This is a genomic window from Streptomyces sp. HUAS 15-9 (assembly GCF_025642155.1).
Classification (GTDB): Bacteria; Actinomycetota; Actinomycetes; order Streptomycetales; family Streptomycetaceae; genus Streptomyces.
Window position 1 is genome coordinate 9042557 of record NZ_CP106798.1, and the last position, 19774, is coordinate 9062330.

Annotated in this window: 17 protein-coding genes and 4 pseudogenes; 9 read left to right on the top strand and 12 right to left on the bottom strand. The window is 71.6% G+C overall.

Features of this window, described 5'->3' with window-relative positions; genetic code table 11:
- Positions 1-55: 55 nt before the first annotated feature.
- Positions 56-472: pseudogene (locus N8I87_RS44600) on the bottom strand (STAS domain-containing protein); the annotation flags it as partial.
- Positions 473-608: 136 nt separating this feature from the next.
- On the opposite strand from N8I87_RS44600, the pseudogene N8I87_RS41125 reads away from it, so the two are divergent.
- The 4 genes and pseudogenes from N8I87_RS41125 to N8I87_RS41140 all read left to right on the top strand — a co-directional run.
- Positions 609-869 (top strand): annotated as a pseudogene (locus N8I87_RS41125) (universal stress protein); the annotation flags it as partial.
- Between the two features lie 163 nt (positions 870-1032).
- Entirely contained in the window at positions 1033-1659 is a 627-nt protein-coding gene (locus tag N8I87_RS41130) for a hypothetical protein (RefSeq protein ID WP_263216027.1), read from the top strand.
- Positions 1660-2216: 557 nt separating this feature from the next.
- A complete protein-coding gene (locus N8I87_RS41135; protein WP_263216029.1) occupies positions 2217-2594 on the top strand; it encodes a Rossmann-fold NAD(P)-binding domain-containing protein in 378 nt (125 codons plus the stop codon).
- The gene (locus N8I87_RS41140) at positions 2588-3181 is read left to right on the top strand and encodes an NAD(P) transhydrogenase subunit alpha (protein ID WP_263216030.1); all 594 of its coding nucleotides are present in this window, start codon (positions 2588-2590) and stop codon (positions 3179-3181) included. Before N8I87_RS41135 ends, N8I87_RS41140 begins: the two co-directional genes overlap by 7 nt.
- On the opposite strand, the gene N8I87_RS41145 is transcribed toward N8I87_RS41140, so the two are convergent.
- Both N8I87_RS41145 and N8I87_RS41150 read right to left on the bottom strand, forming a co-directional pair.
- Entirely contained in the window at positions 3172-3378 is a 207-nt protein-coding gene (locus tag N8I87_RS41145) for a 2-oxoacid:acceptor oxidoreductase family protein (protein WP_263216031.1), read from the bottom strand. The two genes, N8I87_RS41140 and N8I87_RS41145, sit on opposite strands and share 10 nt — an antisense overlap.
- 113 nt (positions 3379-3491) lie before the next feature.
- On the bottom strand, positions 3492-4382 hold the full coding sequence (locus N8I87_RS41150) for a universal stress protein (protein WP_263216032.1): 891 nt from the start codon (positions 4380-4382) through the stop codon (positions 3492-3494).
- A gap of 427 nt (positions 4383-4809) precedes the next feature.
- Here N8I87_RS41150 and N8I87_RS41155 point away from each other — a divergent pair, with 427 nt between their 5' ends.
- On the top strand, positions 4810-4962 hold the full coding sequence (locus N8I87_RS41155; RefSeq protein WP_317633542.1) for a hypothetical protein: 153 nt from the start codon (positions 4810-4812) through the stop codon (positions 4960-4962).
- Between the two features lie 143 nt (positions 4963-5105).
- On the top strand, positions 5106-5528 hold the full coding sequence (locus N8I87_RS41160) for an Hsp20/alpha crystallin family protein (RefSeq protein ID WP_263216033.1): 423 nt from the start codon (positions 5106-5108) through the stop codon (positions 5526-5528).
- A gap of 203 nt (positions 5529-5731) precedes the next feature.
- Here the strand turns inward: N8I87_RS41160 and N8I87_RS44605 are convergent, their stop codons facing one another.
- On the bottom strand, positions 5732-6598 hold the full coding sequence (locus N8I87_RS44605; protein WP_411577351.1) for a phosphoribosyltransferase: 867 nt from the start codon (positions 6596-6598) through the stop codon (positions 5732-5734).
- A gap of 262 nt (positions 6599-6860) precedes the next feature.
- On the opposite strand from N8I87_RS44605, the gene N8I87_RS41170 reads away from it, so the two are divergent.
- Positions 6861-7265: a hypothetical protein gene (locus N8I87_RS41170; RefSeq protein WP_263216034.1), complete on the top strand. Its 405-nt coding sequence runs from the start codon at positions 6861-6863 to the stop codon at positions 7263-7265.
- 156 nt (positions 7266-7421) lie between these two features.
- On the opposite strand, the gene N8I87_RS41175 is transcribed toward N8I87_RS41170, so the two are convergent.
- From N8I87_RS41175 to N8I87_RS41200, 6 genes and pseudogenes are all read right to left on the bottom strand, one after another.
- A complete protein-coding gene (locus N8I87_RS41175) occupies positions 7422-7919 on the bottom strand; it encodes a hypothetical protein (RefSeq protein ID WP_263216035.1) in 498 nt (165 codons plus the stop codon).
- Between the two features lie 107 nt (positions 7920-8026).
- Complete coding sequence (locus tag N8I87_RS41180; RefSeq protein WP_263216036.1) at positions 8027-9202, bottom strand: ABC transporter permease; 1176 nt, start codon at positions 9200-9202, stop codon at positions 8027-8029.
- Positions 9199-10368: an ABC transporter permease gene (locus tag N8I87_RS41185; protein WP_263216038.1), complete on the bottom strand. Its 1170-nt coding sequence runs from the start codon at positions 10366-10368 to the stop codon at positions 9199-9201. Before N8I87_RS41185 ends, N8I87_RS41180 begins: the two co-directional genes overlap by 4 nt.
- A 6-nt stretch (positions 10369-10374) precedes the next feature.
- Positions 10375-11352 (bottom strand): ABC transporter ATP-binding protein, encoded by a 978-nt coding sequence (locus N8I87_RS41190; RefSeq protein WP_263216039.1) that lies wholly within the window; start codon positions 11350-11352, stop codon positions 10375-10377.
- Positions 11353-11387: 35 nt separating this feature from the next.
- A pseudogene (locus tag N8I87_RS41195) lies at positions 11388-11818 on the bottom strand (hemerythrin domain-containing protein); the annotation flags it as partial.
- Positions 11819-12378: 560 nt separating this feature from the next.
- A complete protein-coding gene (locus N8I87_RS41200; RefSeq protein ID WP_263216040.1) occupies positions 12379-13260 on the bottom strand; it encodes a universal stress protein in 882 nt (293 codons plus the stop codon).
- A 434-nt stretch (positions 13261-13694) separates the two neighbouring features.
- Between N8I87_RS41200 and N8I87_RS41205 the strand changes: the two genes are divergently transcribed.
- Positions 13695-14627 carry an HAD-IC family P-type ATPase gene (locus tag N8I87_RS41205; protein WP_263216041.1) on the top strand — a complete coding sequence of 311 codons (933 nt, stop codon included), beginning with the start codon at positions 13695-13697 and terminating at the stop codon, positions 14625-14627.
- 43 nt (positions 14628-14670) lie between these two features.
- On the opposite strand, the pseudogene N8I87_RS41210 reads toward N8I87_RS41205, so the two are convergent.
- Positions 14671-14959 (bottom strand): annotated as a pseudogene (locus tag N8I87_RS41210) (helix-turn-helix domain-containing protein); the annotation flags it as partial.
- A 470-nt stretch (positions 14960-15429) separates the two neighbouring features.
- Between N8I87_RS41210 and N8I87_RS41220 the strand changes: the two are divergent.
- Positions 15430-18309, top strand: a complete 2880-nt coding sequence (locus N8I87_RS41220; protein ID WP_263216042.1) for a SpoIIE family protein phosphatase — start codon at positions 15430-15432, stop codon at positions 18307-18309.
- A 111-nt stretch (positions 18310-18420) separates the two neighbouring features.
- On the opposite strand, the gene N8I87_RS41225 is transcribed toward N8I87_RS41220, so the two are convergent.
- Positions 18421-19671, bottom strand: coding sequence for an IS701 family transposase (locus tag N8I87_RS41225; protein ID WP_263216043.1), 1251 nt, complete (start codon positions 19669-19671; stop codon positions 18421-18423).
- Positions 19672-19774: the final 103 nt, after the last annotated feature.

Consider the following 19774-nt stretch of genomic DNA (forward strand, 5'->3'; position numbering starts at 1 on the left):
GCGTCCTCGTGGGGAGCAATGGAGAGAGCCGGGGCAGGCCGGGGTGGATCTCGAAGACGCCGGCCAGGCAGGTGCTCGGCAGTACGTGCAGGCTGCGGCTGGTGTCGGCGACCAGCCGCAGCCTGCCCTGCCGGGCCAGCACCCGGTTCCTCGCCCGGCACGGCAGCCGTAGTTTGCTGCAGTCGATGAAGGTCACGGGGCGCAGGTCGAGCACCAGGTCGGGGCACGGGCCGACGCTCAGGGTGTCGAGGCGCGCCGGAAGCGGCGACGCCGTGAGGATGTCGATCTCGCCGTGCACCTCGACCACCAAAGTCGTGCCGCCGACGACGTGTTCCGTGTGGCAGGTCGTGGGCCTGGTGTGGGTTTCGGCCATAGACAGAGCAGAGCGGGGTGTCGGGCGTGACGGAAGGGCCGGTCGGTCCCTGTGCGGACGGGTGACGGGTGACGGGTGACGGGTGACGGGCGGCCCCATGTGATCGCACACGGTGAGCCGGGGTCGCTCTCAGGCAGGGGCGTGACCGATGACCCCATTCCACCTTCAACTGCTCGCCAGAACATGAGTGGTGGGCCCCTGGCATGCCCACCCCGACCGGATCCGACCGCGGGAACTTGCCCGATGCGACGCCACCGAGGCGGCCGAGCCCCGCTTCACCCTGGCCGAGCTGCGGGAGAAGCACCCGGCGGTCGGCGTCGACACGCGCACGGTCCGCACGGGGCCGGCGCATGCGCTGCTGGAGGCCACCCGTGAAGCCGGAGTCGTCGTCGGTGCCCACCGCCGCGCGGACCGCCTCGGCTCGCGCCTGGGTCCCGTCGCACACACCCTGCTGCACCGTTCGCACTGCCCGGTGGTCGTCGTGCCGACCGGCTGACCCGGATCACCACGGCAGCTGAACAGGCCTTCGCCGCAGGGACGTTCGGCCCTGGACCGTGGGCCGCGCAGCCCCTCCGACGCCGGCTGTCGAAGCGAGACATTGAAGAGGCAACGAGAGTCGTCAACAACCCCCGTGTCGCCCCTGGAAAGGGATGAGCACCATGGCAGTCCACGATCAACCGCACCGGCATGTGCGGTTCCACCTCCCGTCGATGCGCAGGCCGACGACAACTCAGCGGCCCGCCGACGAGACCAACGCCGTCGCACTCACGGCCACCAGCGCACACGTCCTCGCCGGGCTGCGTGTGCTGACCGGGTTCGTCTTCCTGTGGGCGTTCCTGGACAAGACGTTCGGCTTCGGTTACGCGACCCCGTCCGGTAAGGGCTGGATCGACGGCGGTTCGCCGACCAAGGGTTTCCTCAGTTCGGTCGCCGCCGGGCCGATGGAGTCGACGTTCCACGACTGGGCGGGTGCCGGCTGGGCGGACTGGCTGTTCATGCTCGGTCTGCTCGGCATCGGCCTGGCGCTGGTGAGCGGGATCGCGCTGCGGCTCGCGGCGGTGGCCGGTAGCGCCATGATGGCGTTGATGTGGATCGCCGAGTGGCCGCCCGCCAAGCACTTGTCCGATGGCTCGTTGAGCATGTCGACCAATCCGTTCGCCGACTACCACCTCGTCTACGCCGTCGTCCTGATCGCCCTGGCGGCCGTGGGCGCCGGTGCCACCTGGGGGCTGGGCAGGGCCTGGGCGCGGCTGCCGTTCGTCAGCCGCAACCGCTGGCTTCTGTGACCTCAGCGTCCCGGACCGGGGCACCGCCGCAACGACGCGGCGGTGCCCCGGCTTTGTGCGGCCTTCCGCGCCCGCGGACGGGCCGCCACCAGATATACCCCGCTACCGGATGGGGGATACCTGACCCCTGACCCCTCCTCGTCTCCCGTACGAGAGTGGGGTCATGGGCAACCACATCGTGATTCTGGGAAGCGGCACCGATGGCACCCTGACGGCGAACAGGTCGCGCCAGACGTACGACGAGGCCGACTGCTGGATCACGGTCGTCGACCAGGACGACGACCACGTCTATCAGCCCGGGCCGCTGTTCGTGCCCTTCGGGCCGGCTCAACCGCACGCACTGGTCCGGTCCCGGCCACGTCAGCTCCACGACGGGATCGAATACCGGAGGGCAGGGATGGACCGGGTGGACCTGGACGAACGGACCGTGCACTTCGCCGTCGGCGGCCGGCTGGCGTACGACGTGCTCGTCGTGGCCATGGAGCCAGGCTCCTGCCGGAGGAGACCGAAGGGCTCACGGGCCCCGGCTCGGGCGAGAAGACCCGTACACCGACGTCGTGATCACCGCGGCCCAAGTTCCGGGCCGCAAGCCGCCGTTGCTGGACACCGCCGCCGTCGTCGAGGGGATGAAGCCCGGCTCGGTGGTCGTCGACCTCGCCGCGAGCGAACTCGGCGGCACCGTCGAGGGATCCGATCCTGACAAGACGACCGTCCTGGACAGGGGCGTCACCGTCATCGGCGCCGGACGCCTGCCGTCCGCGATGGCGACCGCGTCGTCGACGGCCTACGCCCGCAACCTCGTTGCGCTCCTGCGTCACCCCGTGCGGGACGGCGAACTCGTCCTCGACCCGGGCGACGAGATCACGGCCGCGCCACGGGAGCAGCCTCCTCATGAACAACCTCGATCTCTCACCGCGATCACCGTCTCGTGCTGAGCGTCGAGGTCATCAGCAAGGTCCCCGCGACCCTGCACACACCCCTGATGTCCGGCTCGAACTCCGTGCCCGGCATCGTCGTCATCGGCGCGAAGCTGATCGCGGCCGAGCTGCACACCTGGCTCGGCCACATCCTCGCTTTCGCGGCCATGGCGTTCGGCGCGATGAACGTCGTCTGCGGGTACGTCGTCACCGACCGGACGCCACACCGTGGCGGCGATCCCGGCCACGGCGCCGGCGGAGAGCGTGTTGCCGCGGCGGGCCGTGCGCGGGTGGTTCATCAGGTGCGGCCGAGGCCGCGGCCGGGAACCCGGGCTGTGGAAGGTCAGCTCCCCGAGCCGCCCGGCGATCGCGTCGTCGAACAGCCGGTGCAGCGACTCCTTCGAGATCGCCGGCCCGCCGAGCCCGGCGACCACGGTGTGCCCGTCGAGCAGCCGCGCGGCCAGGCCGCCCAGCAGGACGGCGTTCGGCACGGGTCGGCCGAAGTGGCGTATGGCGAGTGCGGTGGCCGGGACCGTGAGAGCATGGCTCGCGAGATCCGCGAGGCCCAGGTCGCCCACGGGGCGCGGCGAGTTGATCAGCACTGATCCGCCGCCGGGCCGCAACCCTTCGAAGAGTTCACCTGGTGTAGCAGCGTGGGATGCTGGACCAGCAGCGCATCGGGCCGGGTGACGGGCTCGCGCACCTGGATCGGCCAGTCGTCGATCCGGCAGAATGACACGACCGGTGCCCCCGTCCGTTCCGATCCGAAGCTCGGGAACGCCTGCGTGTGGCGGTCCTCCATGAACGCGCCACCGACAACAATTCCGTGGCCGTGACCGCGCCCTGGCCGCCACGGCCGTGGATGCGAACCTGGAACACGGCACCATCCCTTCCCCCTGGGGTGTCTCCGGTGGGTCAGTCGTGCGGGACGATCACGACCGGGCAGCGGACGTGGTGCATCACCGCGTGCGCGACCGGCCCGGTGCGCGCGCCGAGCCTGGCAGGACGGCTCCTGCGGCCGACGACCAGCAGGCCGGCGTCCTGCGCGGCATGCAACAACTGCTGTGCCGGGCGCTCGTGCTCCACCAGCGTCCGGACCTCCACCGTCGGGTACTTCTGCCGCCATGGCTGGAGAGCGCGGGCCAACTCCTGTTCGGCGGTCCGCTGCGCGGCGAGGCTCATCGCGGCGGCCTCCGCGGCCGGAGCGTAGGGAACGTGCCATGCGTGCACGACCAGCAGCGGCGCGGAGCGCATCGACGCGCTCTCGAAGGCGAATGCGATGAGCTCCCCGCACGGATGGGCGGTGTCCACACCGACGACCACGTCGCGGTACGGAGTGTGCACCGACGGTCGCCCCTCGTCGTTCGGCAGATGGTCGTCCTCGGCGGTCCGGCCGGCCCGTACGAGCACGACGGGCCGGGTCACCCGAGCCACCGTCGCGAGCGCCACCGAGCCGGCCATGAAGCCGCCGAGCCCGCTGAACGCCCGGCTGCCCAGGACCAGAAGCTCGGCCTCCGCACCCGCCTCGACGAGTGCGTCCGCCGCGGGGCGGGCGATCTGCTCGGCACTGAGATAGACCTGCGGGTGGCGCTCGTTGAGCTGGTCCATGGCCCCGCGCAGGATCCGCCGCGCCCAGTAGTGCGGCGCTTCGAGTTCGGGCAGCTGGGACGCGTCGGAAGGCAGGCCCTCCCACGCGTGCACAAGACGCAGCGGCAGTCCGCGCAGCAATGCCTCCCCGGCCGCCCACTCGGCGGCAGCGAGGCTCTCACGTGAACCGTCCAGACCTACGACAACGGGGCGAAGCACGGCCACCACCTCCCCGGATCGATGTCCGCCCATCTCTCGGCGGACCTCTGCACCACCAGCGTCTCGGCGAAGACACCCGCCCGGGCAGGGGCTGCGTGGCCTGGGAAACGGGCCGGACGGCCCCCTGTCGCTGCTCGCGCCGGGTCGGACCAGCAGCTCAATGAGAGTCCACCGGAACCCTGTACCGGGCTGCTCGGCCTATGCCGACGGCGGGCGCGTGCCCGACGCTGAAGGTGTCGCGCCAGACGAGCACGCCGTGCGACACGAGCACATGGGAGGACGCCATGCACGGCACTCCGCACATCGTGAGCGATGTGACGACCCGCACCGTCGTCGCCCCCACCTGTTCCCCGCCCGGCCGAACCGATCGGGGTCGAGGTGCGCGAAGGCGTCGTGAAGCTCACCGGAAGGGTCACCGCCCCCCCTCGTGCCCGTCGCCGCACGGCTGGTGCGTGCCGTCGAGGGCGTCGTGGACGTGGACTGCGCGCTCATGGGGTCGCGTCGGCGTCCGGACCCCGACCCGGACCTGCCGGAGGGCGAGACGACTGCGCCGCCATCGGCAGTCGGCGGCGCGGCATGAGACGGAGCCCCAACCAGCAGGCACCGACGGGGCGTTGGGGTGCCAGGGGCCGACCGGGCCCGGTACGGGTCCGGTCGGCCCACGCGCGTCCCGCGTCGGCGGGGGACGCTGGAAGTGGCCAAGAAGAAGAGGAGGAGGGAGACATGACTGGCATGATCGAGCGGCTGCCGGGCTGGCCGACCCTGCCCGACCTGTTCGGCTGGGTCGAGTCCGGCTTCCCCGGGGCGCATACGGTCCCCGGACTGCACGGCATCCGCATCGAAGAGCACCTGGCGGACGAGAACTACGTGCTGCGGGCGGAGCTCCCGGGCATCGACCCCGCCAAGGATGTCGAAATCACCGTCACGGAAAGCGTTCTGACCCTACGGGCGGAGCGCAGTGGGGAGACGACGCAGAAGCACCGCACGGAGTTCCACTACGGGACCTTCGCCCGCTCCGTCCGGCTGCCGGCCGGGGCCAAGGGCGACGAGGCCACTGCCGAGTACAGGGACGGTGTCCTGACCGTCACGATCCCGGTGCCCGAGACGAAGACGGGCACGAAGACCATCCCGGTGCGGTACGGCTGAGTGCGGGTGGGCGCTCAGCCGCACCCCGTGTGCGCGGCCGGTACGCCGGCCGCGCACACGTATGCCCGGGCCGGCCGGTTGCTGGGCCGGGGGGCTCTTTCCGAGTCCCTTCGGCCCAGCGACCGGAACGCTCGGTTCCGTCGAGGGTGGAGACGCACGCAGTGGAGGGAGAGGAGCCATGACTCTCTCCACCCGTATCGCGATCATCGCGGTCGGCGATCCGGACCGGCACGACGACGGTGCGGCCCGAAAGTGCTCTCCCGGTTGCGGGCCTGTGGCTGCTGCTGCCGCTGCCGTGCGCGAACGCCACGACGGGCGGTGCCGCGTCGGGCAGTAGAACCGTGCGGCCAGCCGAACGCGCCCCGGGGGGGCACCTCGATCTCCCGGTTCGCGGGCGGGGGATCGGCGGCGGACGGTGACGCAGAGGGCCGTGCGGGGCGAGCGGCCCGAGCCAGCAGGTCGGTGACCTCTGCGGCGCCGACCTGCGCGAAGTCGTGGTACCAGGAGCCGACCGAGCCGAAGAAGCGTGGTGCTGCAGACAAACCAGCCGGTCGGCCGCCCGGTGCAGACGGATCAGCGTCCGCTCCGGTCCGACCGGCACGGCAAGCCCGGTCCGGACCACGCCCTGACCACGCACGACCCGGCACGCGGCCTCGGCGGTGGCGCCGGTGGCCAGCCCGTCGTCCACCACCACGACCGGTCCGCCTGGCCACGGGGACGGGTGAACGGTTGCGCCAGTAGCGGGCCACCAGGCGTTCCAAGGCGGCCCGCTGCGTCCGCTCCACCGTCCGCTGTCGGGCCGGGCCCAGCCGGGTCAGCTCGATCACGTCGTCTTTGAGCAGGCGCACCCCGTTCCCCCCGACGGCATCGAAAGCCGGCTCGGGCTGCCAGGGCACGCCCAGCTTGCGCACCACCAGGACGTGCAGCGGGGCGTGGAGCTCCCGCGCCACCTCGAAGGCCACGGGCACCCCGTCCCGCGGCTGTCCGAGCGCCACGACGTCCTGGCGGCGCAGGTACTCCAGACGCCGGGCCGGCCGGCGCGCGGCATCCGTACGGTCCTCGAAACGCACGGGCAGTTTCCTCATGCGGACACCGCCCCGATACGGCGGTGAGACCGCCCAGCTCCCGTCCCATCGTCCTCCGGATCCGGGAGACAGGGACGCCGCACCCGGACGGGAACCCTGGCACGGCCGGACGGTGGACTCCGGAGAACGGGCGCTCGTCCGTTCAGCTTGTCCGTCTTCCGGCGTGACTCATCACAGTTCCGCCACGTGGTGACTCCGCCCAGGCCGACGCCGACCACGGCCCCTCCGCCCGGAGGAGAACAACCGCGTGACCATGCTCGCAGAACACATCGACGGCGTCTTAGGAGTCGACACCCACCGCGACGCACCCGCCACAGCCGCCGTCAGCCCCATAGGCGCCGTCCTGGAGACCACCGACGCACCCGCTCTGGTGGGGCCGGCCCGAAGGCGTGCGCAGATCCCGGGGGGATCCGGCTGCCGCGGAGTCCTGGGGCGACGGGTTTCCCGTATCCGCCTCGTGATCGCCGCCTCCTGCCGGTTGATCCGCGGAATGCCGGTGATGTCCGGCACCCCGGATACCCATGAATCCCGGCCCGAGGCAGAACGCGCCGTCATGAGGACATCGACCCCGGACCACGAGCCGGGTCGCGCACGGTTCCGGGTCCGATCGGCCCACGCCGTGCGGGCGGGCGCGGAGCGGGCCGGACCGTGAGAAGCGGAGCATCATCCGAAGAGCTGGGGCCAGTCACCACGTTGAACGCCGGGTAGAGGGGCAACCGCGCTCATGGACCGACCACACCCGACTCGGGATGGGCCGGCCGGTGCTTCCGGTGGCCGACAGGATTCGGCGGGCCCGTCCGACGCGGTGTCAACCGTCGGCGCGGATACCGGAGATCAGCTGCGACTCGAGGTCGGACTGGATCATCAGGTGGGTGCGCCGGACCCGGTCACCGGAGTCCTGCCAGGTGAGCGTGACCCTGGTCCAGCAGTGCCCCGTCCCGCTGTCGTTGTAGACGACCTCCCAGGCGATCGGCGCGCCCTTGGCGCGCAGTACGCCGTCCTTGTGGTGGGCGCTCTCCCACCGCGCCAGGTTCGCGCGCAGGCCGACGGTCAGGTAATGGGCGCGCAGAGCGTTGGCCAGCCCGTTGCGACCGGAGTCGTACAGGACGTCGACGTAGGCGCCGTAGAAATCGGCGACCCGGTCGACGGCGGAGCGCGGACTGCCCTTGCGGGCCGGTGCGGTCGTCGCGGCGACGCTGGCCCCGGCGTCCGTACGGCCGCCGGTCGCGGCCGCAGGCGCCGACGCCGCGAGCGCCAGCACCACGCCGCCCAGCGCGACACGGCGGACGGCACGAGGTGTCATCATGGTCGTTCTCCTCTCCTGCAGCAGCGCAGACTTGTCCTCAACTCCAGTACACCGCAGGCAAGTTGCCGTCATCACGGGCCGACCGGCCCGAGGCGGGGGCCGGTCGGTCACTCTCCGGGACTGGTGGTCAGGCGGTGCCGCAGGGCCAGCGACGCGCAGGTGAGGAGCACCACGGCGAAGCCTGCGAGGACGGCCAGGTCCCGCATGATCGAGGGCAGGTCCCCGTCCCGGGACAGCAGTGTCGTCCACGCGTCGACGGCCCAGGCGTGCGGCACTGCGTGACCTGCCGCACGCAGCCAGCCGGGAACGAGGGCCAGTGGCCACATGCAGCCGCCCAGCATGCCCATCCCGATGCCGAGGGCCGGGCCGATCGCGTGCACCTGCTCCGGCGTGCGGAACACGGCCCCGGCCAGCACCCCGGCGCCGGTACCGACCAGCGCCCACACGGCGACCAGGACCCCGGCGGCGAGCGGATCGCCCCAGGAGACGTCGAAGGCCAACGCCCCGATGCCGATGATCAGCAGGGACTGCAGGACGGCCAGCGCCAGATAGGCGACCGTCTCCCCGAACACCAGGGTGCGGGCGGCGACCGGTGCCGCGAGCGCCCGCGTGTACACACCGGTCCGGCGGGTCTGCACGATTGCCGCACCGCCCGCCAGGGCGTTGATGAACACGAACAGCACCAGCATGGTCGGCGTGCTGTAGCCGTAGCCCAGCGGCAGGTAGTCGCTCCGGCCGTTGACGGTCTCGGCGCGTACGGCGACGGGGGACGAGGCTTGCTCCGCGTTGTGGGCGAGCGCGAGGGCGCCGTCGAAGGAGCCGCCGGTTTCGTCTCGGGCGAAGTGGGCGGCCTGCAGGCGTGCCGCGTGCTCGGCCACCACGGCCGACACCGAGGTCACGGCCGAGTGCCCGGCACTGCCCGACGGCTCCACCAGGATCCGCACGGTGACGGAGTGTCCGGCCCGTACGTCCGCGTCGAGCCCGGAAGGAACGAGGACGACCGCGTCCAGCTCGGCCCGGCGCAGCGCGGTGCGCGCGTCGGTCGCAGCGTCGTAGATGCGGGTCCGTAGCCCTGGCGCGTCCTGGATGTCCGCAGTCAACTCCCGTGCGATCGGGCCCGCTTGAGAGGCCGGGACGAGCCCGATCCGGAACTCGTCGAAGCCGCTGACGGTGACGCCGATGACGACGATGATGGCGACCGGGAGCAGCACCATGAAGAACAGCGCGGTGCGGTCGCGCAGCACACGCGCGAGGGTGGCCCGCGTCACGGCCAGCGCGGTCATGGCGTCCTCCTCAGCCGAAGGAGCAGAGCCGTCACCGCGATCACGGCCGCCGAGAACGCGGCGATGCCGAGCAGCGGCGGGCCGACGGCGTCCCAGCCGCGTACGCCGGTGCCCAGGTCGGTGAACCCGCGCAGGGCCCAGCCGTTGGGCGTGAACAGGGCGAGGCGGCGGATCAGCGGCGTCGTACCGGAGGCGAAGACGAAGTTGCCGCCGAGCAGGACGAGCGCGAAGACCAGGATCGAGGAGAGCCCCTGGGCCTGCTGTTCGGTTCGCACGAGCGCGATGACCAGCGCGGTCAGGCTCACCACGCACACCGCCATGGCCACACTGAGCGCCGCGACCCCGAGCGGGTCGGCCCAGGTGGCGTCGAAGGCGAGCCACGACACCAGCGTCACGGTGGCGAGACCGGCCAGGCTGTAGACGAACGTCGAGACCGACTTGCCGATCAGTAGCGCACCCCGCCCCACGGGTGCCGCGGCGATCCGGTCGAGGGTGCCCTGTTGCTGTTCGATGAAGTAGCCGCGCGCTCCGAAACCGACCGTGAACAGCACGAAGAACATGCCCATGCTGGGCCCGAAGTAGCTGATCACCTTCAGCGGGTCGTCGGGCAGCCCTTGTGCCCGCACCTGTTCCGGCAGCCGCAACAGGGCCGCCTTGGCGGCCAGTCGAGGGATGCCGCTCTGCGGGGCGCCCGCGGACACGGCCGTGACGACCGACAGCCGGTCGGCGTTGACCTGGGCGACGTACGACTCGCTGACGGCCCGGGCGAGCTGCGCCTGCAGGCCGTAGTCGACGCTGTCCAGGACCCGCACCGGCGCGGCGCTGCCGCCGTGCAGCGACTCGGTGAACCCCTTCGGCAGGACGATCGCGGCATGCACGTCGCCCGCGTCCACCGCCCGCCGGGCAGCGGCCTCGGCGTCGTACGACCGCACCTGGACCGTGCCTCGAAGCTCCCGGCTCTTCAGCACCTGGGTGAGCCCGGCGGCGGCCGGACCCCGGTCCAGGTCCACGATGCCGAGGCTCGCGCGGAACTCGTCGTTGTTGTTGAACGCCAGGGCCATCAGAGCGGAGATCAGCACCGGCGCCAGGAACACGATCACCCAGGCGGACCGGTCGCGCAGCCGCTGCCGCAAGTCCTTGGCGGCGATGGCGAGGACGACACGCACGACGGCTCACTCCCTCAGGGCGGTGCCGGTCAGGTGGAGGAAGACCGCCTCCAGGTCGGGCTCGTCGATCTCCACGCTGCGGATGTCGACGGCCTGCTGGTGGGCGAGGTCGAGCAGGTCCGGCAGCAGGCTCCGAGCGTCCTTGACGACCAGCTCGACCACGTCGCCGTGGTCACCGCCGCGGGCGACACCCTCGACACGGGGGAGGCGACGGCAGGTCTCCGCGTACGCCGACAGGCCCCCGACGGCGGTGAGCCGGACCCGGTCGCGCTCGGCCACCAGCCGTACCAATTCGCGCGGGCTGCCCTCGGCGACCAGGCGGCCGCGGTCGATGATGCCGACCCGGTCGCACAGGCGCTCGGCCTCCTCCATGTAGTGCGTGGTGTAGAGAACGGCCATGCCCTCCTCGCCGAACCGGGTGATGCTCTCGAGGATCGCGTGCCGGCTCTGCGGGTCGACGCCCACTGTGGGCTCGTCCAACACCAGCAGGGTCGGTGAGTGCACCAGGCCGGCACCGATGTTGAGGCGTCGGCGCATGCCGCCCGACAGCGAGTCGACGCGGTCGCCCGCGCGGGCCACCAGGTCGATGAGGTCCAGCACCTCGTCGACGCGGCGCTCGAGCCGACGGCGCGGCAGCCGGTACAGCCGGCCGAAGAAGCGGAGGTTCTCGCGGACGCTCAGGTCCGGGTAGAGCGCCACGTCCTGCGGGACGAAGCCGATCAGCTGCTTGGCGGGCCCGGCCGCTGTGCCCACGGGACGGTCCGCCACGCACACGGTACCGGCGTCGGGGTGCAACAGCCCGCAGACCATCCGGATCGTGGTCGTCTTGCCGGCGCCGTTGGGGCCGAGTAGCCCGTACGTCTCGCCCGGCGCGATCCGCAGGCTCACGTCGTCGACGGCGATGCGGTCGCCGAACCGCCGGACGAGGTGGGCGCAGTCGAGGACCGGCCGTGCGGTGTCCGGGTTTCGCGGGGGATCGGTCATGTCGTCTCCTCGATGAGCGTGGTCCGCAGGGGCCCTCAGGGTGCGAGGGAGAAGTGGCTCTCCTCCTCCTGCGTGAAGTGCAGGCGCAACACGGTGTGCAGGCCGTACAGGCAGGCCCGCAGGTCGTCGAGCTGCTCCGGCGACAGGGATCCGTCGCGGCCGGCCAATGTCACCTGGGTGGCGATGCGCCGGGCGAGTCGTTCGATCTCCGCGGGCGTGCGGCTCATGGTGGCGGTCGCCTCGGGGCCCCGAGACTCGGGGCGAGCGCGGGATACCACTGGTGTTCCTCGGCGTACTCGTGCGGCAGCAGGCGCTCGGTGAGCAGCCGGTGCACCTCGCCCACCGCGGCGGGGGACCGAGGACCCGCTCCGTCCGACAGGCGGTCTGCGGCGTAGCGCACGGCGTCGAGGACGTCCCACAGGCCGTCGTGTTCCGCGGCGAAGCGGTGGATGAGGGCCTCCGCCGCCCGGCCACCGTGCCGGCCGCACCCCTCGCCGGGCTCCTCCGACATGCGACGAGGAGGTCTCCGACGGCGAATTCGGCCGACGGCACCGTGTGCACCCCGGCGTCGGTGAGCAGCCGTGCGGTGCGGCGCGCGCGCTCCAGCAGGGCCCGCAGATCGCGGGAGGCGCGCCGCTGCGCTGCCGCCTCGAGGGTGCGGCCGGTGGCGAGCATCGGCGCGATGAGTGCTCCGGCCAGGTACTCGCCCACGAGCAGCGTGCCGCCGAGCGCGAGTACCGCGATCAGGCCGACGCCGGCGTGGCAGCGCCGGAGGCCGGCCGGCACCCTGCCGACCGTCGGGCCCACGGCGGCGACCGTGTCGAGATCCCAGCACAGGTCGGCGAGCCCCGGAGCGCCGGCGAGCAGGCCGGAGCCGCCCGCGACGAGTGCGGCCGCTGTCACGGTCAGCAGGACGGGTTCGAGCCTCGGCGCCACGAACAGCGCCGTGGAGAGCCGGCACAGCTGTTTCCCTGCGGTGACAGTGACACGTTTCATGACAAGCCTCGCTCGGGCGGCCGGTGCGGCTCAGTCGTGCGGTACGACGGCGACGGGGCACGGCACGTGGTGCAGGGCCGCGTGCGCGACGGAGCCGAGCTTCCCGGTGAGCGGCGGGGGATGACGGCGTCGGCCCACGATGGTGAGCATGCTGTGCGCGGAGGCCGCAAGGAGAATCTGTGCCGCGGAACCCCGGGCGACGTGGTCCACGACGTCGACGTCGGGGAACTTCGCTTGCCACGGTGCGACTGCGGCGGTGAGCCGCGCGCGTTCGTCCGCCTCGTAGCCCTCGTTGGGACGGCCGGCGTGCGGATGCGTCACCAGCGACGACAGCGGCAGCGCCCGGACCGCGCGCACCCGGGCTCCGCGCAGGTCGGCCGCGGTGAAGGCGAACTCAAGCAGCGGGTCGGCGGCCGGCCCGGATTCCTGGACGCCGACGACGATCTCCTGCCGGTCGGCCGCTGCCGGGTGACCCCAGCCGTCCTCCACGGCGGGATCGTCCGCCCGCACGGTCACGGCGGGGCACCGGGCCAGACCCAGGACGTGCAGGCTGACCGAGCCGAGCAGGAAGCCAGCCATCGTCCCGTGGCCACGGGAACCGACCACCAGCATCGTCGCGCTGTCACCCGCGTCCACGAGGGCCTTCGACGCGGGGTCCGAGACCACTGCCGTGACCAGGGAGAGTCCGCCGTAACGGTGCAGCAGCTCGGCCTCCATCCGCTGCAGCACCCGTCCTCCATAGCACTGCTTACCGAAGGCTTCCTGCGCGATGGGCACGTCGAGCGGCTGGGTGGTCCACGAATGCAGAAGGAGGACGGGCAGGTGGCGATGCACGGCTTCGCCAGCCGCCCACCACGCTGCTGTCACGCTCGCGGGGGAGCCGTCGAATCCGACGACGACAGGTCCGGCCATGGCGCACCTCCGGTCTCGGCGCGACGGATGCCGCGCAAGTGCCTCCCACCTCCAGGCTGGACGTCGCACGACCAACGGGGGAGGGCCTGACGGTGCGCAGTTGAGGCCCGCATGGCCCACTGCGGCCTGATGCCGTCCGACGCACGCCGGCTTTCGAAGGTGAGGTGGGGCCGCCCGGCCGATGCGCCGGGCACGGTCCCCGCCGCGCGATGTCGCCGTGGACCCGCGGCCGTTGGAGCGGGGCCGGAGGGGGCAGCGGAGCCCGCCCTCGCCCGAGAGGCCGGACCCCGGAAGGCCGCAGACGGGAGGGTTGCCCTCAACGGTCCGGTTGTGGTGGGAGTCGACGGTTCGGCGGCGAGGCTGGTCGCGGTGGATACCACGGCACTTGAGGCCGAGCGACGCGGAACGGGACTGCGGCTGGCGCACGCCCTCGCGTGGCCGTCTGCGCACGTTCCGCCCGGCGTGCCGCCCTGGGACCCGGACGGCTCGGCCCTGCGCACCATCGTGAACGGCCCCCTGACAAGGTCGCGATCGTGCGGGCGCTGTACAGCCGCGGGCACATCGTCGCCATGACCGGCGACGGCGTGAACGACGCGGCGGCGCTGCGAGCCGCCCACATCGGGGTGGCCATGGGCCGCACCGGCACGGACGTGGCCAAGGAAGCCGCCGACATGGTCCTCACCGACGGCGACTTCTCCACGATCGTCCGTGCCGTCTACGCGAACATCGTCAAGTTCGTCCGCTTCCAGCTGGCCACCAACATTGGTGCTATCCCCACCCTGTTGGGAGCCTCACTCGCCGGGCTCCCCGCCCCGCTGACGGCGGCCCAGCTGCTGTGGATCAACATCATCATGGATGGTCCGCCCGCGATGGCCCTGGCCGTCGACCCCGCCCGCGACGACGTCCTGCGGCACCCGCCGCGCGACCCGGGCGAGCGCATTGCGGACGCCCGGAGGCTGTCCGCCATCGGCCGGGCCGGCGCGGTCATGGCCGTAGGAACCGTCACCCTGCTGGCCCTGGCCCGGCCGCGTGTCGGCGCGGACACCGCCCTGACCATGGCGTTCACCATGTTCGTCCTGTACCAGCTGTTCGACTCGCTGGGCGCCCGCGCGGACGACGGCCCGCCGCTGGGACGCGACCAGCTGCGCAACCGGACGCTGTGGCTGTGCCTGGCCGGGGTACTGGCCGTGCGGGTCGCCGCCGTCCACCTGCCCTGGGCACGCAGCGTTTTCGGGACCGTGCCGCTCGATGCGACGCAGTGGCCAGTGAACCCGGGCACCGCGTCCACGGTGCTGCTCGCCGAGCTGGCCGTGCGCGCCGTGCATGCGGCCCTACGCGGTCGGGCCGTGGGGCCGAGCGGACGGTAGAACAGCAAGAGGTCCCACGGCGCGGTGTGTGTCGACGTGCGGGTCGGTCGCCCTTCTCGGGTTGTTCGAGGTGTGTGGCGAGTACGGCGGCTTGTACGCGGCGTTGGACGCCGACTTTGGCCAGTAGTCGGGAGATGTGCTTCTTGACGGCTTCTCCGAGAGGTAGAGCTGTTCGCCGATCCCGCGGTTGGTGAGTCCGTCGCCGATGAGGGCGAGGATTTCGCGTTCGCGGGGGGACAGGCCGGCGAGTTCGGGGGCGATGTCGGGGTTTCGGTGGTCTCGGTGCGCAGAGAGCGCATGAGGCGGGCCGTGGTCGCGGGGTCGAGCGCGGAAGGCAAGCATGGGCACCGACATGGCGCGGGCCCGGGGGGCGTGGAACCGGCCCGAGCTGAACGCCCGCGCGCTGCTGGCCGCCTATCGGGCCAGCCCCGGCGAGGTCCGCGACCGGCCGAGCTCGCCGGTCGGCATCCGCTCACCAGCGGGGTGCGCGACTGCAGGCCTCCGTGGCGCTGCCCCAGCCTTGACATGATGTCTTCAGACGCCACCAGGGCCTATTCGGACAGCAGCGTATCGGCGAGCGGGAACTCGTCTGTCCCGTAGTCCGGCGGCCGAGTCGCCCTGCGCTAATGGCGCCATCATGCGCCATGGTCACCGTCACTGCAGATCAGTGAACACTCCGCCGTCCTGGAACTGTGGCCCCGCCCGACGGCTGCGCAGAAAATAGGTTGAATGAAACAATTTATTTACTTATATCTATTGATTTCGAAAAATCCTGCATACTGGACCACATGTCGTATGCCACATGCGGGTAGGAGTGATCCGGTTGACGGTCGGCTGGGATGAGAGCCGCGGCCTCCTTGACGCCTACGAGCGGTTTCTGGCGGGTGAGCGGGTCGAGGACGTGGGAGAAGCCGTCAGGACCCCGATCCTGGCCTCCTGGCAGCGGTGCAGGTCGCTGGGGCTCGTCCCCGACCGGCTCTTCCTCAGCCGTCGTCAGGACATGGACCCGGACGGGCGGCTGTTGAGCGCCGCGGCACCGGTCCTCGACCGGCTGGCGGTCGCGCTGGACGGACCACCGGTGAGCGTGATCCTCACGGACGCCCAGGCGCATGTGCTGTCGCGCCGGGCCGGCGATGCGGAGCTGAACAGGTACCTCGACGCCGCGCACATCTTCCAGGGCATCGGCTTCCCCGAGTCCATCGCGGGCACCAATGCCGTCGGTACCGCGCTGGCCGAACGTCGTCCGGTCTATGTTCTGGGCCGCGAGCACTTTGCGGACTGTATGCGGCTGCTCGCCTGTGCCGGCGCACCCATCCGTGATCCGCTCAGCGGCTGCGTCGAAGGGGTATTGGATCTCACGTGCTTCCGAAAGCATTCCGATCCCGTGCTGCTGCCCCTCGTGAAACAGGCCGCCGGCGAGATCGAGCAGCGGCTGCTCGAACAGGCCTCACAGCGTGAGCGTGAACTGCTGGCCGAGTTCCTGCGCACCCGGCGGGCCGCCGGAGCGCCCGCCGGACCGCTCGGTGGGCCTACGGAGGGACCGGCGGCCGCGGGCTTGATCGACCCCATCGATCAGGCCGTCCTTCGGGAGAAGGCGCAGGAGCTGATCGCCTCCCCGTACAAGACGGCCACCGAGGTGAATCTGTCCGGCGGCCGGACCGCCGTGTTGCTGTGCCGCGAGGTGTGTGCGCCCTCCGGCGAGGCTGGGATCGCCGTGGAAGTCGCCGTACTCTCTGGCCCTCAGTGCCGTATACCCATGCCCGCAGGACCCGAGGGTTCCGGCGCGGGCTCGCTGGTGGCCGAGGCACCGACGCCGTCGGCGGCGGTCGCGGCTTCCCCTCATCCCACCGGAGCGCGAGCCGCGGCCGCCGCCCCCACAGTCCCGGCCGCACCCACGGCTCCGGCCGCACCGAGCGAGCCGGTTCCCCACACACACGCGGGGCTGTTGCTCCTGGGCGAGCCGGGAGTCGGACGGCTCGCCCTCCTCGCCCGCAAGCGGCTGGAACTGCTGTACGACGCCAGCGTGAGCATCGGCCGGACCCTCGACGTGACCCGTACGGCAGAGGAGCTCGTGGAGACGGTGGTGCCGCGGTTCGCCGACTTCGTCGCCGTCGACCTGCCCGAATCGGTCCTGCGTGGCGAGGAGCACGCCGATCTCGGCGAGGGCCTGCGGCGGGTGGCGCTCGGGGCGGTACGCGAGGGCTCGCGCCTCTACGCCGTCGGCGAGAAGGTCAGCTGGCTCCCGGCCTCACCGCAGGCGCGCTGCCTGGAGACCGGGCATCCGGTGCTGGAGCCGGATCTGAGCCGGGCCGTCGACTGGATGGCCAACGACCCGGGGCGCAGCCGGAAGGTCCTCGCGTCCGGAGTCCATTCCCTGATCACCGTGCCGATGCGGGACCGCGGAGTCACCCTCGGTGTGGTCAGCTTCTACCGTGCCGAGAACTTCGCCGCCTTCGAGGACGACGACCTGTGGCTGGCCGACGAACTGGTCTCGCGGGCCGCGGTCTGCATCGACAACGCCCGCCGCTTCACCCGCGAGCACACCATGGCACTGGCGGTGCAGCACAGCCTCCTCCCGCGGGGTCTGCCCGTTCAGAACGCCGTCGAGGTCGCGTACCGCTACCTGCCCGCGCAGGCCGCGGTGGGCGGCGACTGGTTCGACATCATCCCGCTGTCCGGCAGCCGGGTGGCTCTCGTTGTCGGTGACGTCGTCGGCCATGGCGTCCATGCCGCCACCACCATGGGTCGGCTTCGCATCGCCGTACACAACTTCTCCGCCCTCGACCTGCCCCCCGAGGAACTCCTCACCCACCTCGACGACCTGGTCGGCCGCCTGGACGCCGACAGCGGCGGGAACGACGGGATCATCGGCGCCACCTGCCTGTACGCGGTGTACGACCCGGTGTCCCGGCGCTGCACGTTCGCCTGCGCCGGCCACCCCCCGCCCGCACTCGTGCTGCCCGACGGCACCGTCGACTTCGTCGACGTACCCACCGGCCCGCCGCTGGGTCTCGGCGGACTGCCCTTCGAGCCCTACGAGATCGAGGTGCCCGAGGACAGCCGGATCGTGCTCTACACCGATGGACTCATCGAGCAACGCGGCCAGGACCTCGACACCGGGCTCAGGCGGCTGCGCCGGACGCTCGCCGCCCCCCGGCCGTTCACCGATTCTCCGGAGGAGACCTGCCGGGCCGTCCTGGACGCCCTGCTCCCCGCCCGTCCCAGCGATGACATCGCGCTGCTCGTCGCCCGTACGCGCGCTCTCGACGCCGGACGGACGGCGCACTGGGACGTGTCGGCCGACCCGGCCGAGGTCCCGCGGGTCCGCGCGGCGGTCACCGGGCAACTGGAGAAGTGGGACCTCATCGAGCAGGCACCCACCACCGAGCTGATCGTCAGCGAGCTGGTCACCAACGCCATCCGGTACGGCGGTGCCCCCATCCGGCTGCGGCTGATCCGCGATCACACGCTGATCTGCGAGGTGACGGACGGCAGCAGCACATCCCCGCGCTTGCGGCGGGCCCGCACGACGGACGAGGGCGGACGCGGCCTCTTCCTCGTGGCCCAGCTCGCGGAACGATGGGGTACTCGCTACACACCCGACGGCAAGGTCATCTGGACCGAGCAGCCGCTGCCTCCCGACGGCTCGGGCGGTCCTGATGGTTCGGACGGCTCCGACTAGTAGGGCTTGGTCATCTTGCTATCGGCGTGGGTATGTCGCGGCGGCAGGTGGGGCAGGCGCCGGCCCAGAGGGCGAGGAGTGTCTGCAGTTCTCGGACGACCTGGTAGAGGCTCAGGCCGCCGCTGTGTCTTTTGGGGCGCGAGCCATGCGCCTGAGGGTGCAGAAGGCATGGGCGGCGGATACGAGGGTGACATGGTGGTGCCAGCCGCCCCAGGTGCGGCCCTCGAAGTGGGCCAGTCCCAGGGCCTGTTTCATCTCCCGGTAGTCGTGCTCGATGCGCCAGCGCAGCTTCGTCAGCCGCACCAGGGTGGCCAGTGGCATTCCGGAGGGCAGGCTGGACAGCCAGAACTGCACCGGCTCGCTCTCGGTGGCGGGCCATTCGGCCAGCAGCCAGCGTTCGGGCAGCTCCGGAGTGTCGGTCGCGGTGCGGACGCCGCGTCCGGCGGGTCGCACGCGCAGGGCCACGAACCGCGAGTACATGCGCTTGAAGCCGGTTCGGCCCGTGCCCGGCCGGGAGCCTTCCCGCCAGGAAACCGGCCGTGCAGCCGCCCGGCCGGCCGCGATGACCAGGTCTTTCATGGTCTGCGGCGGGTCCGGGTATCGCATTTTCGGCGGCCGTCCCGTGCCCGCGTAGGGGGGCTGGACGGGCCGGGCGTCGGCCGGATGGGCGGTGTGGCGGCAGGAGATCCCGACCGCATAGGGCAGGCTGCGTTCCTCCAGCCCCAGACGGAAGGCGGCGGCATCGCCGTATCCGGCATCCGCCACGACCAAGGGGACATCGATACCCCACGACCGGGTTTCGTCGATCATGTCCAGGGCCAGCTGCCACTTCTCCACATGCCCCACCTGGGCGGGGATGCCGCAACGGCCGCGGCGGGCGACCTTGGCCGCATCCGCCTGTCCAGAGGCCGGATCCCATGAAGCGGGCACGAACAGCCGCCAGTTCACTGCGGCCGAGGCCTGCTCACGGGCCAGGTGCAGCGACACTCCCACCTGGCAGTTGGTGACCTTGCCCGCGGTGCCGGTGTACTGCCGCGACACACACGCGGACGCGTCCCCGTCCTTGAGGAAGCCGGTGTCGTCAACGATCAGCGCCTCCGGACCGATCGCCTCGTGCATCCTCCAGGCCAGCCGGGCCCGCACATGGGCCGCATCCCACGGGCTGGAGGTGATGAAGTGCGCCAGCGCCTGCCGGTTGCCGTCCTCGCCGAGGCGGGCTGCCATCGGCTCCACCGACTTACGCCGCCCGTCCAGCAGCAGCCCTCGCACATACGCCTGTCCCCACCGCCGCTGGTCCGCACGGAAGAACCCGTCGAACAACTCCGCCGCGAACGCCTCCAGGTCCCCCCGGGCCTCGGTCATCTCCTCAGGTGTCACACCACGACAACGCCACCCACGAGGCAACAGACACGCCACTCAGGAGTGAAGATGACCAAGCCCTACTAGTGCTGGATTCCGCTTTTGG